The organism is Streptomyces colwelliae, from assembly GCF_048158785.1.
In the GTDB taxonomy this organism is placed as follows: domain Bacteria; phylum Actinomycetota; class Actinomycetes; order Streptomycetales; family Streptomycetaceae; genus Streptomyces.
This window is the reverse complement of the sequence record NZ_JBLTJC010000069.1, coordinates 1-12876: the sequence shown is the minus strand read 5'-3', so window position 1 is coordinate 12876 and position 12876 is coordinate 1. Positions and strand designations below refer to the sequence as shown.

Here is a 12876-nt window from a genome sequence, read left to right as displayed (position 1 = left end):
GGTCAGGCGAGGACGCTCACCCGTTGCCGCTCCGCCTCCGCGAGGCGTGCCGAGCGGGTCCGGGTGCCGAAGGCGGCCAGGGCGATCGCGCCGAGCAGCCAGGTGCCGGCGATGAAGTAGAAGACGCTCTGGTAGCCGTGGCCGTTGTAGAGCGCGGCGACGATCAGGGGGCCGGCGGCGTTGGACAGGCGGCCGAGGCCGTAGGAGACGCTGGTGCCCAGTGAGCGGCTGCGGGTGTCGAAGAGCTCGGGGGAGTAGGCGTAGGCGAGGGCGGTGTAGCCGCGTTCGAAGAGGTTCACCAGGAAGCCGAACACGACGATGAGGACGGGATCGAAGGTGAGGCCGTACAGCAGGCCGCAGACCGCGATCACCGTGCCGAAGGCGACCAGGCACCATTTGCGCTCGAAGCGGTCGGTGACCAGGGAGGCCAGATAGCAGCCGAGCGGTGCGCCGACGGTGGTCAGGGCCACGTAGAAGACGGACTTCTCGACGCTGAAGCCCTCCTTGGCCAGCAGGGTGGGTGCCCAGCTGGAGTAGCCGAAGAAGCCGATGGTCTGCGTCATCCAGAGCACGGTGAGCAGGAGCGTCGGGAGGAGGTACTTCCGTTGGAGGAGCAGTCGCAGCGGCGCCTTCGGCGACGGCTTCTCGTCGATTGGGGGCGCGGGCCGGGGGAGTGGCCCCTTCTCCGCCGCGACGCGTGCCTCGATCTCCCGCAGGATCGTGTCCGCCGATGCGTGGTCCCCCCTGCTTTCGAGCCAGCGCGGTGACTCCTTGAGGTGACGGGTGAACAGGACGAGCAGGATGCCCAGGGAGCCCCAGAGGTAGACCAGCCGCCACGACCAGTCGTTGAGCGGTACGACCGCGCTGGCGATCAGGTTGGTGACGGGTGTGCCGCAGATGCCGATGGCGATGGCGTACGCCTGGTACTTGCCGCGGGTCGCCGACGGGTACATCTCGTTGACGTAGACGACTCCCACGACGGTCATCGCCGACAGGCCCGCCGAGGTCAGGACGCGGAAGACGCCGAGGGACACGAGGTCCCAGGAGAACACCGCGGCGAAGGAGGAGAGGCCGAAGAAGAGGGTCGTCCACAGCAGGGCCCGTTTGCGGCCCCATCGGTCGGCGAGGGAGCCGGCGACGATCGCCCCGATGAACATGCCGACGAACGACAGCGAGGTGACGTAGGCGATCTGGTCGACCGTCACGCCCCACAGTTTGATCAGTTTCGGTGCGGTGGTGGCGAAGCTGTTGATGTCGGCGAACTCGAAGAAGTAGGCGAAGGCGACGGCGAGCAGGGTGACTTTGTGGAACCGGGAGACCGGAAGGCGGTCCAGCCGGTTCAGTGCGTTGGCGTGTTGCATGAGCGGCCCTTGTCGAAGTCGGGGAGAAGGGAGGGGAGTTGGGGAGCCTGGAGCGGGAGGTGGGGCGTCAGGCGTCCTCGCCCGGCCAGTACAAACTCATCGGGTTGGCGACGAGGAGCTTGTGGCGCTGTGCGTCGGTGACCGCCACGTGCGGGACGTGGTCGACGAGGAGGCCGTCGTCCGGCATGTGGTCGGTGAGGTTGGGGTGCGGCCAGTCGGTGCCCCACAGCACCCGGTCGGGGAACTCCTCCACGACGCGGCGGGCGAAGGGGACGACGTCGGTGTAGGCGTGGCGTTCGCCGTTGAGGGCGGCCGGTCCGGCGACGCTGAGGCGCTCGGGGCACGTCACCTTCACCCAGACGTCGTTGTCCTCGACGAAGCGCAGGAACCGGGTGAACTGCGGCCCCTCCACCGGCCGGGTCACGTCCGGGCGGCCCATGTGGTCCACCACCAGCGGCACAGGCAACGAACCGAAGAATCCCTCCAGTTCGGGCAGGTCGGCGCTCTCGAAGTAGAGGACGACGTGCCAGCCCAGTGGGGCGACCTTCTTGGCGATCGTCTGTAGGTCGTCCTCGGGCGAGGCGTCGACCAGACGCCGTACGAAGTTGAAGCGCACTCCGCGCACGCCCGCCGCGTCGAGTGCGAGCAGTTCGCTCTCGTCGATGTCCGGTCGTACGGTCGCGATGCCGCGCGCCCGCCCGCCCGCCGCCCGGACGGCGTCGACCATGGCGCTGTTGTCCGCGCCGTGGCAGGTGGCCTGCACGATGACGTTGCGGGCGACGCCCAAGTGGTCGCGGAGCGCGAAGAGTTCGTCCTTGCCGCCGTCGCAGGGCGTGTACTTGCGTTCCGGTGCGAAGGGGAACTCGGCCTGCGGGCCGAAGACATGGCAGTGGGTGTCGACCGTTCCCGGCGGAAGCTGGAAGGCCGGTTCGGACGGATTCTCGTACCAGTCGAGCCAGCCGGGGGACTTGGGGGAGTGGATCCTCATGTGCGTCACCGGCCCTGGCTCTTCAGCAGCGCGTCCAGCCGGGGGTACACGGCGCGGGCGTTGTGCTCCTGGACCGCCGCCAGGTCGTCCGCGGGCAGCTTGGCCGCTTCCGCGTAGCGGCGGGTGTCGTCGAAGTGGTGGCCGGTGCACGGGTCGACGTCCCGTACGGCGCCGATCATCTCCGAGGCGAAGAGGATGTTGCGGGCCGGGACGACGTCGTAGAGGAGGTCGGAGCCGGGCTGGTGGTACACGCAGGTGTCGAAGTAGACGTTGCCCAGGACGTGTTGCTCCAGCGGAGGCTTCCCGAGCGCCATCGCGAGGCCCCGGAAGCGGCCCCAGTGGTAGGGCACGGCGCCGCCGCCGTGCGGGATCACCAGGCGCAGGGTCGGGAAGTTGGCGAACAGGTCACCCTGGACCAGCTGCATGAACGCCGTGGTGTCGGCGTTGAGATAGTGCGCGCCGGTGGTGTGGAAGGCCGGGTTGACGCTCGTACTGACGTGGATCATCGCCGGGATGTCGTATTCCACCATCTTCTCGTAGAGCGGGTACCAGGAGCGGTCGGTGAGCGGTGGGGCGGTCCAGTGGCCGCCCGAGGGGTCGGGGTTGAGGTTGACCGCCACGGCGCCCAACTCCTCGACGCAGCGGGTGAGTTCGGGGACACAGGTGGCGGGATCGACGCCGGGTGACTGCGGGAGCATGGCGGCGGGCACGAAGCGTTCCGGATACAACTGGCTGACGCGGTGGCAGAGTTCGTTGCAGATCGCCGCCCAGGCGGCGGAGGTCTCGAAGCCTCCGACGTGGTGCGCCATGAAGGACGCGCGGGGCGAGAAGACCGTCAGGTCGATGCCGCGCTCGTCCATCAGCCGCAGCTGGTTCGGCTCGATGGTCTCGCGCAGCTCGTCGTCGGTGATGCGCAGGTCCGTGCGGGCCGGGGCGGCCGACGGATCGGTGAGGGAGGCGGTCTGCCGCTTGCGCCATGCCTCCAGGGCCGGCGGGGCGGTCGTGTAGTGACCGTGACAGTCGATGATCATTTACGGCGTCCTTCTCAGGCTGCTGGGTGCCGTGCAGCCTGGCCCCGCCCCGCACCGGCGGACGAGAGGGCCCAACGCAGAACTAACCTCCCCTTAACACTCCGGCGAGCACCCGGTCGGTGTGGTCTACATTCGGCTGCGGACCGTCGATGGAGTGGCCGAAAGGAGGTGGGCGGGGTGCAGATACTGCTGGCCGAGGACGACGACGGGGTCGCCGCGGCGCTCGTGGAGGTTCTCTACGACCACGGCCACGTCACCAGGCGCGTTCGGTACGGCCGGGACGTCCTGACCTACCACCGCAGCTCCGACCTGCTGCTTCTCGACCTGGGCCTGCCCGACACCGACGGCCTGGACGTGCTGCGCGCCCTGCGGGCGGTCAGTGACATGTCGGTCGTGGTGCTCACCGCCCGCGGTGACGAGCGCTCGGTCGTGCGCGGACTACGGCTCGGGGCCGACGACTACCTCGTCAAGCCTGTACGCCTCGCCGAGCTCCTCGCGCGGATCGACGCCGTCACCCGGCGGACCGCGGCGAGGGACGGCTCGACTGTCCGGACGGTCCGTGCCGGTGACGTCGAGGTCGATCTCGGCGCGCGCCGGGTCCGGGTCGGCGGGGCCGACGTCGAGCTGACCACCAAGGAGTTCGACATCCTCGCCGTGCTGGCCGGACGGGCGGGTACCGCGGTCAGCCGTGAACAGCTCCTGGACGAGGTGTGGGGCGATGCCTACCACTCCGTGTCCCGGTCGCTCGACGTCCACCTCACCCAGCTGCGTGCCAAGCTCGCGCGCCCCGAGCTGCTCACCACGATCCGGGGCTTCGGCTACCGCTTCGGGGACCCCGGGAACTGAGGAGCCGACGCGTGCGTACCCGGGTCCAGGCCGCGCTGCTGCTGTTCGTCGTGATCGCGGTGGCCGCGTTCGCCGTACCGCTGCTGCTGTTCACCGCGTCCGACCGCACGCAGCAACTGGTCCTCGCCCGCAGCGCGGACCTCGACCGTTTCGCGTCCCTCATGGACCAGGCGGCACAGACCGGCGACACCTCGGCCGTCACCGCCGAGGCGCGCCGCTACACACAGCTGTACGGCGAACCGCTCGTCGTCACCGACACCCGCCGCAGACCGATCGTCCAGACCGGCGGTATGCGGGCCGCCGACCCCGCCGTCGGCCGGCTCCTCGACGCGGCGCTGCGCAACCAGACCGCACACCCCACGGGCGCGCTGCGTCCCTGGTCGAAGGGGTCCCGGATGTTCGCCGAGCCGGCGGGCACCGGGACCCGGGTCTCCGGCGCCGTCGTGCTCCGGGCCTCGGTCGACACCGCGGCGGAGGACATCACCCGGCGCTGGGCCGCCGTACTCGCGGGAACCGCTCTGGTCGCCGTCGCCTGCACGGTCCTCGCCCGGGCCGCGACGCGGTGGGTGGTCAGCCCGCTGCGCCGCCTGGACCGTGCGGTCGGACAACTCGCCGCGGGGCTCCCGCCCGAACAGACCAGGGCCGGCGGCCCACCGGAACTGCGCCAGCTCGCGACCGGCTTCAACCGCATGGCGCGTACGGTCACGGCGGCCCTGGAACAGCAGCGCCGGCTCGTCGCCGACACCTCCCACCAGATGCGCAACCCTATGGCCGCACTCCGGTTGCGCGTCGACGCCCTGCACCGTCACCTGCCCGCGTCCGCCGACCGCACGTACACGGGCGTGACCACCGAACTCGACCGCCTGGAGACCCTGCTCGACGACATGCTGACCCTCGCCACCGCGGAACACCGGGCCGGGGAACTCGCCGTGACCGACGACTGGGACGCACGCTGCGACGCCACGGCGGTCGCGGCCGCCCAGTACCGGCTGTGGGAGCCCGTCGCCCACCGCGCCGGCACCCGCCTCACTCTCCACACCGACGCGACCCCGGTCATGGCCGCCTGCACGGACCACGAACTCGCCCAGATCACGGACATCCTCCTGGACAACGCCATCAAGTACGCGGGCCCGGACGCCGAGATCTCCCTGCGCCGCACCGTCGAAGGCCCGCACGTGGTCCTCACGGTGACGGACGACGGACCCGGCCTGACTCCGGAGGAGATCGCCCAGGCCACCACGAGATTCTGGCGCTCGGGCCGACAACGACAGGACGGGACGGCCGGTACGGGCCTGGGGCTGGCCATCGTCGAGCAGCTGCTGGCGGGCCGGGGAGGCCGACTGGAACTGGAGCCCGCGCGTCCACGAGGACTGCGGGCCGCGGCCTTCGTACCGTGCGCGGTGACCGACGCGGCCGACCGCGGCGACGGCGCCGACGGCGGCGGGGTGAGCGGCCACAGTCATGCCCGTCGCCCGTCGAGTGGGCGGCTCACTGCCGAGCCCGAGGCGACCGCAGCCCGCCGTGATCCGCGCGGCGGTAGACGATGACCCGCCCTGTCGACCGCCGCACCCTTCTCCACGCCGCCCTCGGCGCGACGACCGCCGCCGTCCTCGGAGGCGCGCTCACGGGCGACGCCTCCGGACAACGGCCCGGACCGAGCGGTGTCCTGCGCTTCGCGACCGGAGAACCCACGGCCTTCTACGAGGCCTTCGGCCGCCTCCTCGCCGCCGAACTCACGGCGGCGTACCCGCGCCTGACCTGTCGCGTCCGCACCACCCCGGGCAGCCTCACCAACATCGAACTGCTCCGCGACCGCCGCGCCGACCTCGCGCTCGTCCTCACCGACACGGCACGGGCGGCCCAGGGCACCGCCCTCTTCCCGCGTCCCGTGCCCCTGCGCGCGATCGGCAGGCTGTACGAGACCTACCTCCAGTTCGTGGTCCGCGCCGACTCGCCCGTGCGTACGGTGTCCGACCTGGCCGGACACACCGTGTCGCTCGGCGCGGCCGGATCGGGCGCGGCCGTACTCGGCGACCAGATCCTGCACGCCGCGGGTCTGTCGCCGGGCACCGAGGTCGCCGTACGCCATCTTCCGCTGGCCGACGCGGCCGACGCCCTGCGGGCGGGCTCGGTCGACGCGTTGCTCGTGGCGGGCGGCGTACCGCTGCCGGTCCTGTCCGAACTGGACGACCGGTTCGGTCTACGATTCCTGCCGCTGGCCGAGCTGCTGCCCCGGCTCGGCGGACAGGGCGGCCAGGCGGCCTCGGGCCTGGAAGAGGTGTCCCTGCCGCAGGGCGCGTACCGGGCGGCGGGCGGGGTCGCCACCATCGGGGTGTCCAACCTGCTGGTGTGCCGCCCCGAGCTGCCCCGCGCCGTGGCCGAGGCGCTCACCCGTCTGCTCGTCCAGCGCGCGACCGAACTCGTTCCCCCCAACGCCGTCGGCACCCAGTTCCTCGACGTCCGCAGCCTCATCGGCACCGGCGCCGTCCCTCTGCACCCAGGGGCGATCGCGGCCTACCGTGCGCTGCACGGCTGAGTGCTGGACGACGTTCCGGGCCTGAAGAAGCGCCGATCGTGATCGTTACGAGAACGGACGGATGGTGCCGTCCGGCGCCGACGGCCGAAGGAGTCAGCCCGGGGGTGTGTCGATGAGCAGGCGAATACCGTCGATCAGCGCCTGTGCCTGACCGTCGGGCCAGTCCGCGATGCGGTCCGCGAGGTGCCGGGCCAGGGCGTCGCGGAGCCCGGTGACTGCGGCGCGGCCCTTGGGCGTCAAGTTGAGCAGGGTGGCCCGGCGGTCGCTGGGGTCGGGACTGCGCTCGAGCAGGCCCGCGGCTTCGAGTCGGTCGGCATAGCGGCTTGCGCCGGATCGGTCGATCCCGACCTCGTCGGCCAGCCGCGCCGCCGATTGCGGTCCGAGCCGAGCCAGGCCGCTGAGCACCGGGTAGGTCTGACGATCGACACCCGGCGGTGCCGATTCGAGGGCCGCGTTGTAGAGCGTGCTCCGGTTGCGCCGCAGCAGCAGCTGTCCCAGCGCTTGCTCCAGGTCCCGCGCCAAGGCCGTATTCGTCATCCAACAATAATACGTGCGAAACGCACGGAATGAGCGTACGTTGATGCGTGCAAGTCGCACGCATCTTCCAGGGAGTTCTCATGGGCATAGGTCGTGTGTTGACCCGGCGGATCAGCGGGCACCCGGACGACGCTGAGCACGGCACGCAGGTTCTCCGGAGCACGTTGCTCGACCCGGCAGACGCCGAGATCGTGCCACTGACCGGCGCGGGCGGGGTTGTCGAGCGGCTGATCGGCACGCGGCGGACCGAGGGGGCGCGGTGATGACCGAGAGGCGTCGCAGCGCGCTGATCGGGCCGGTGCTGGTGCTGGCCACGCTGGTCTCCAGCATCATCAGCTCGTTCGGCGCTCCGCTGATCCCCACGGTCGCTCGCGAATTCCATGAGTCCCTGAGCACGGCGCAGTGGTCGCTGACCGTGGCGCTGCTGGTCGGCGCGGCGAGTTCCCCGGTCCTGGGCCGGCTCGGCGACGGCCCACGACGGCGCGCGACGCTGCTGGGCGGCCTGACGGTGGTCACGGCGGGCGGCGCCGTGGCCGCGCTGGCAGGCGGCCTGGGGATGTTGCTCGTCGGCCGCGGACTGCAAGGCGTCGGGCTCGGGCTGGCGCCGTTGGCGATGGCCACCGCTCGGGACGAACTGCCCCAGGCCGAGGTCGCGCCGATGATCGCGCTGCTGTCGGTATCGGCGGGGGCCGGCCTCGGCGCCGGATACCCGATCAGCGGGGTGATCGCCGAGACGTGGGGACTGGCGGGCGCGTACTGGTTCGGCGCGATCGTGTCCGGCCTCGCATTGATCTGTGTCGCCGCGGTCGTACCGTCGAACGCGGGACGCAGCGCCCCCGACCGGCTCGACCGGGTCGGCACCGCGCTGCTCGTCCTGGCGCTGGTCACCACGCTGGTCGCGGTGGCAGAAGGACACAGTGGGGGTGGGGTTCGCCGGCGATCATCGGCCTGTCGACGTCCGGAGTGGTGCTCTTCACAGCATGGGCCGTGCAGCAGTTGCGCACCGAGAACCCGCTGGTTCAACTGCGTCTGCTGCGCCATCCGTCCGTGCTCTCCGCCGATGCCTGCGCCCTGGTGCTCGGCGTCGCGATGTACATGGTGCTTTCGGGGGTGACGGAGTTCGTGCAATCCCCACGCTCGGGCGGATTCGGGTTCTCCGCATCGGCCATCGTGGCCGGCCTCGTCCTCATCCCCCTGTCCTTCTTCATGCTGACCAGCTCCCGCACCCTGCCGACCTTGGTGGCGCGCATGGGGATCCGGGCGGTGCTGACGCTGGGCTGCCTCATAGCCGCGCTGGGCTGCGGATTCTTCGCCGTCTTCCATGGCGCCCTGTGGCAGGCCTTCGTCATGACGGGTGTCCTGGGAGTGGGACTGGGCACCACCTTCGCCGCGATTCCCGGTGTGATCGTGCAGGCGATCCCCGCCCGGGAGACAGGTAGCGCCATGGGCTTCTACCAGGTGGTCCGCTTCACCGGCTTCTCCCTGGGCAGCGCGCTCGCCGCTACCGTCCTGGCCGCTCATGTCGGCGGCAACGGCCAGCCCACGGTGGGTGGTTACACCGTTGTGCTGTGGATCTCCGGCAGCTTCTGCGTCCTCGCCGCCGCCCTCGTCTGGTTCCTGCCCGCCCGAACCACCCGGCTCACGCCTGCGGAGCGCCTGCCCACCGACGAGATCCGGCTGCTTGAACAGACCGACGGCGACGGCCTCTCGCCGTAGACACCCCCGGCCCGACACCGGGGAAATCGACCACACCGATCCCCATACCTCCGGCACCGTGCTGCGCGGCACTCCGGCCTGAGGCGCATCGGTCGGAGCCGACACCGGCTCCGACCGACCTGCCTGCCCATGTGGAGAGTCCCGGCGAAGTCCCTCTGAGGACAGCCAGAATGGACGGGAGGGAAACCTCTCTGGGCTGGTGGTAGCCGTTCTCATGCCGTATCGGCACCGCGGGTCCCCGCCCGCGCCGTCAGCCCCCGTTGCGGGTCAGGTCCGCGAACAGGTCGGGCCAGCCGCCCTCCGAGGAGTTCCGTTTGTGCTGGTCCAGGAGCTGGTGCACGGTTCGTTGGAGGCGGGCGCCGAGGTCCGGGCGGCCTGTCACCTCCCTGAGTGCGGTGCGCAGCTCGGGCGTGCGGTTCACCGGGACGCACTGGAGCAGATCCCCGGCGAACACATCGTCCAGGTGGGGTAGTTCGCGGACGATCCGCAACTGTGTGTCCGTGCTGCCGTCCGGGACGAAGGACCACATCGGCGCCCGCCACGCCTGGGCGATGTCCTTGCGCCGTGCCGAGCCCAGGGTGCTTGCCCGTACGCGTCGGCCGACGTCGAGCAGGAGGTCGGTGCGTTCCTCCTCGGTGAGCGGGGTCTTCCGCCGGTCCGTGAAGACGTAGTTGCACAGCTTGATGACGGCGCGGGCGTCGACGGGTTCGTGGAACGCCAGCCGGAGCGCCTCGGGAACATCCGGGACCGTGCCGTGGACGCTGTACCACCACACGCACCACAGGCGGGCCTTGCGGCCGAGTTCACTCACGCAGTCGAGTGTGCCGCCGTCGCGCGTGCCGTCGGCGCCGCACTGCGCGCGCAGCAGCCGCAGGGAGGCCTCGGCCGGGTACTGGTTCCGCTCGAGCCCCGCTCCGACGAGTTCGACGAGCCAGCCCACGGCCAGCGGGTCGGGGACGCGGTCGATCCACCCTGCCAGTTCTTCCCAGGGGAGGCTGAGGGAGCCGGACTTCCGTTGCAGTACGACGAGCAGTTCGGCCAGGGCCTTCAGTCTCGTACGGGCCTGGGGACTCATGCCCTTCGGGCGGACGGGCGGTACGGCGGCGCGCAGGGCCTCGACGGCCGAGGCGGTGAGCCGGGTCAGCGAGGCGTCGTCGAGGGTCACGCCGTTCACCAACATCCGTTTGGCATGCTGGAGTTCGCCGATGCGCAGGAGCAGGTCCATCATGAGCCCGGCTTCTTCGACGGTCGAGGGGTGTTTCTTGTACGGATCCACCCAGGCCGTGATGTCCGGCCCCCTCACGCCGAACCCGCCCGGGAGTTCACCGATCGCGGTGCGGGCCTCGGGGATGCCGGCGTACGCGCCACGCACCAGCAGCGGGAGCAGACACGTGCCCGACCGCCAGACCTGGACGGGGTCCCCGTCGGGTGACCGCCATGCGGTGGCCGCGCGTCCGGCCACGTCGGCCACGCGGTACGGCGGCAGGTCGAGCTGTTCCAGCGCCGTGCGGACCACTTTGGCGCGGGTGTAGGCGAGTTCCTTCCCCTCGGGGTCCTCGGGGTCCTCGGGAGTCTCGGAGTCCTCGGGAGTCTCGGAGACCTCCGAGATCGGCATGCCCTGCACCAGCCAGTTGACGGCGAGGTCGCGAACGGCCCGGCCGGCGGGGGAGTTGGAGTCAAGGAGGCGGACCAGGGAGCCCCGGGAGAGATCGGCGATCCGTTCCCTGCGGGTGACCTCGACGAGGAGGCCGACCAGGGGGGCCGGGTCCGCGTCGGCGGGGCAGACGTCCGAGGCGGCGATGAGAAGGGCGTTGAGCAGCGAACGGTCCACGGTCGTCGGTCCGGTGCCGTCCGAGAACCGGGGTGCCAGCGCGGCGAGCCGGTCGACCAGGTCGATGAAGGACAGCGAGCGCAGATACGGCAGTTGGACGGAGGCGTGCGCCTTGATGAGCACGGAGGAGGCCACCGTGATGTCGCCGAGCAGTTCGTCCGCCCGGTCGGCCCACGTCCGCGGCTCGCCGTGGAGCATGCTCAACGAGGCCATTCTCACCAGGACTTCGGCGACATACGGGTAGTTCTCGGCCTCGAGAGCGGCCCGCGTGACGGACTTGACGAAGGGGAAGGCGTCCGCGGCGCGCGCGGGCAGGAGGTTGACGAGGAAGGAGGCGAACTCGCCGCGTGTGGACAGTTCGTGGCCGCCTTCGGTCGCGCGCTCGACGAGCCCCGACATCCGTACGGTGCTGACGACCTGCCCGGGGTCGCGGGGCAGCAGGCGGTCGAGCACCTCCAGGACGGCGAGCCAGGCGTTGTCCGCGCGGGCCGCGGCGGTCTGGAGACAGGAGGCGTCCCGGGGTTCGTACGGGCGTCCCGGGGAGGGGAGGAGTTCCAGGAACTGCCGCAGGGCGGGCAGCGCCAGCCGCGGGGAACCGAGGATGCGCAGCAGGTCGGCCAGCATGGCCCGGGACGGCAGGGAACTCTGGGCGCAGACCGACAGCACGGCGCGGCGCAGCCCGTAGCGGACGGTGGTGCGCTCGTCGTCGAGGTCGTCGGCGATGGTCGTCAGCAGCTGCCCGATCATGGCCGTCGCGGCGTCCGCGGTCTCCTGTGTACGGTCCGCGCAGAGCCAGGCCTGTTCCAGCACGGCGAGCAGGAAGTAGTCCTCGCCGTCGGGGACTTGGAGCCGCTCGACGAGTGAGCCGAGTCCGGCGGCGCCGCGCCCGTGGACGAGGGCACGGCTCGCGGCGTACTCGAAGAACGTCTGGTGGAAGAACTGGAAGACGCCGCCCGCGACATGGCCCACTCCGCGTGCCTCAAGGTGCTCCACCTCCGTCCTCAGCCGTGCGGCGGTGAGGGTGGCGGGCAGCCGGACGCGGTCGACCGACGCCTCGGGGCGGCCGGTCCGCAGCATCTCCAGCGCGAGCGCCATGGCCGTATCGCCGAGATCGAGGTCGAGATCGGGGCCGTCGTCGAAGCGGCCGGCTCCGGAACCCCGGGAACGGCGGTCCCAGGAGCGGCGGTCGCGGGTCACCCGGTGGTCCCAGTAGGTCTCGTACAGGCCGGTGGTGTCGACCACGTCGGGGACCTGGCCCGGTGTGTAGATCTCGAACAGCATGCGCAGCGTCAGCGGGCGCAGGCACAGGGGATGCAGGGAGATGTCCCGCGCGACGATCGCCAGCATCCTGCTGATCAGGTCTTCCCGCAGCTGGGCGTCGTTGGTGAAGAACCGGCTGTGGGCGAGCACCGCACGCTCGAACTCGCTCGTGGTGTGCGAGCCGGCTCCGGCGCCGGTGGCGTAGTCCTTCAGGCGGAGACGCTGCCACTCCGAGGGGAGTTCGCCCGCCTCCGTCACTCGCGACGTCATGGCGACCGCGGCACCCGCGTCCTTCGCGGCGTGCACGACGGTGACCAGCCGTACCCAGTCGTCCTCGTTGTTGACCAGCACGTCGACGGTGTCGATCAGGACCGTCACGGTCCGCCCGTCGTCGCGCGCCTGCCGGATCGCCTCGACCAGCGTGTCCGGGTCGACCTTGCCGGCCCCCGACGGGCCGGTGACCAGCCAGGTCGCCTTGAGGAAGAACACCTCCCCGGCGGGCGTTCCGCAGCGGCGCCGGGCAAGGCTCCAGAGGATGCTGGTCTTGCCGCATCCCGCTTCCCCGACGACCACGAGGGGGGTGACCGCGTCGGCGTCCAGCCGCTCCAGCAGTTCCTCCTCCAGATCGCGGGTGACGTAGAGGCCCGCCGCGAACTGGCTCTCCTCGGCGTCGGCGAACACGGTCCCGGAGACCGTGCCCGCCGCCTGGAGGGCCCGGTCGCTGAGCAGGCGCAGCCGGGGCAGCGGATCGTCGGAGCGGAAGCCGAGGG

The 12876-nt window shown here is 71.1% G+C and carries 11 protein-coding genes; 6 read left to right on the top strand and 5 right to left on the bottom strand.

Annotated features, from left to right (window positions below; all coding sequences use genetic code 11):
* Positions 1-2: 2 nt before the first annotated feature.
* From ACNFOC_RS16850 to ACNFOC_RS16840, 3 genes are all read right to left on the bottom strand, one after another.
* Positions 3-1361 (bottom strand): MFS transporter, encoded by a 1359-nt coding sequence (locus tag ACNFOC_RS16850; protein ID WP_416959924.1) that lies wholly within the window; start codon positions 1359-1361, stop codon positions 3-5.
* Positions 1362-1428: 67 nt separating this feature from the next.
* Positions 1429-2349: an amidohydrolase family protein gene (locus ACNFOC_RS16845; protein ID WP_416959923.1), complete on the bottom strand. Its 921-nt coding sequence runs from the start codon at positions 2347-2349 to the stop codon at positions 1429-1431.
* 5 nt (positions 2350-2354) lie between these two features.
* The gene (locus tag ACNFOC_RS16840; RefSeq protein ID WP_416959922.1) at positions 2355-3380 is read right to left on the bottom strand and encodes an amidohydrolase family protein; all 1026 of its coding nucleotides are present in this window, start codon (positions 3378-3380) and stop codon (positions 2355-2357) included.
* 177 nt (positions 3381-3557) lie between these two features.
* Between ACNFOC_RS16840 and ACNFOC_RS16835 the strand changes: the two genes are divergently transcribed.
* From ACNFOC_RS16835 to ACNFOC_RS16825, 3 genes are read left to right on the top strand one after another with little or no spacing between them, the layout of a single operon-like run.
* A complete protein-coding gene (locus ACNFOC_RS16835; protein WP_416959921.1) occupies positions 3558-4226 on the top strand; it encodes a response regulator transcription factor in 669 nt (222 codons plus the stop codon).
* A gap of 11 nt (positions 4227-4237) precedes the next feature.
* On the top strand, positions 4238-5773 hold the full coding sequence (locus ACNFOC_RS16830) for a sensor histidine kinase (RefSeq protein ID WP_416959920.1): 1536 nt from the start codon (positions 4238-4240) through the stop codon (positions 5771-5773).
* Positions 5770-6762 carry a TAXI family TRAP transporter solute-binding subunit gene (locus ACNFOC_RS16825; RefSeq protein ID WP_416959919.1) on the top strand — a complete coding sequence of 331 codons (993 nt, stop codon included), beginning with the start codon at positions 5770-5772 and terminating at the stop codon, positions 6760-6762. The genes ACNFOC_RS16830 and ACNFOC_RS16825 overlap by 4 nt, the downstream gene beginning before the upstream one ends.
* 93 nt (positions 6763-6855) lie before the next feature.
* Here the strand turns inward: ACNFOC_RS16825 and ACNFOC_RS16820 are convergent, their stop codons facing one another.
* On the bottom strand, positions 6856-7299 hold the full coding sequence (locus tag ACNFOC_RS16820) for a MarR family winged helix-turn-helix transcriptional regulator (RefSeq protein ID WP_416959918.1): 444 nt from the start codon (positions 7297-7299) through the stop codon (positions 6856-6858).
* A gap of 80 nt (positions 7300-7379) precedes the next feature.
* Between ACNFOC_RS16820 and ACNFOC_RS16815 the strand changes: the two genes are divergently transcribed.
* The 3 genes from ACNFOC_RS16815 to ACNFOC_RS16805 are packed head-to-tail and all read left to right on the top strand — an operon-like array spanning position 7380 to position 9015.
* Positions 7380-7562 (top strand): hypothetical protein, encoded by a 183-nt coding sequence (locus ACNFOC_RS16815; RefSeq protein WP_416959917.1) that lies wholly within the window; start codon positions 7380-7382, stop codon positions 7560-7562.
* Complete coding sequence (locus tag ACNFOC_RS16810) at positions 7562-8413, top strand: MFS transporter (RefSeq protein ID WP_416959916.1); 852 nt, start codon at positions 7562-7564, stop codon at positions 8411-8413. The genes ACNFOC_RS16815 and ACNFOC_RS16810 overlap by 1 nt, the downstream gene beginning before the upstream one ends.
* Positions 8296-9015: an MFS transporter gene (locus ACNFOC_RS16805; RefSeq protein ID WP_416959945.1), complete on the top strand. Its 720-nt coding sequence runs from the start codon at positions 8296-8298 to the stop codon at positions 9013-9015. Before ACNFOC_RS16810 ends, ACNFOC_RS16805 begins: the two co-directional genes overlap by 118 nt.
* 250 nt (positions 9016-9265) lie before the next feature.
* On the opposite strand, the gene ACNFOC_RS16800 is transcribed toward ACNFOC_RS16805, so the two are convergent.
* On the bottom strand, positions 9266-12876 hold a 3611-nt coding region (locus ACNFOC_RS16800; protein ID WP_416959915.1), incomplete at its 5' end, for an NACHT domain-containing protein.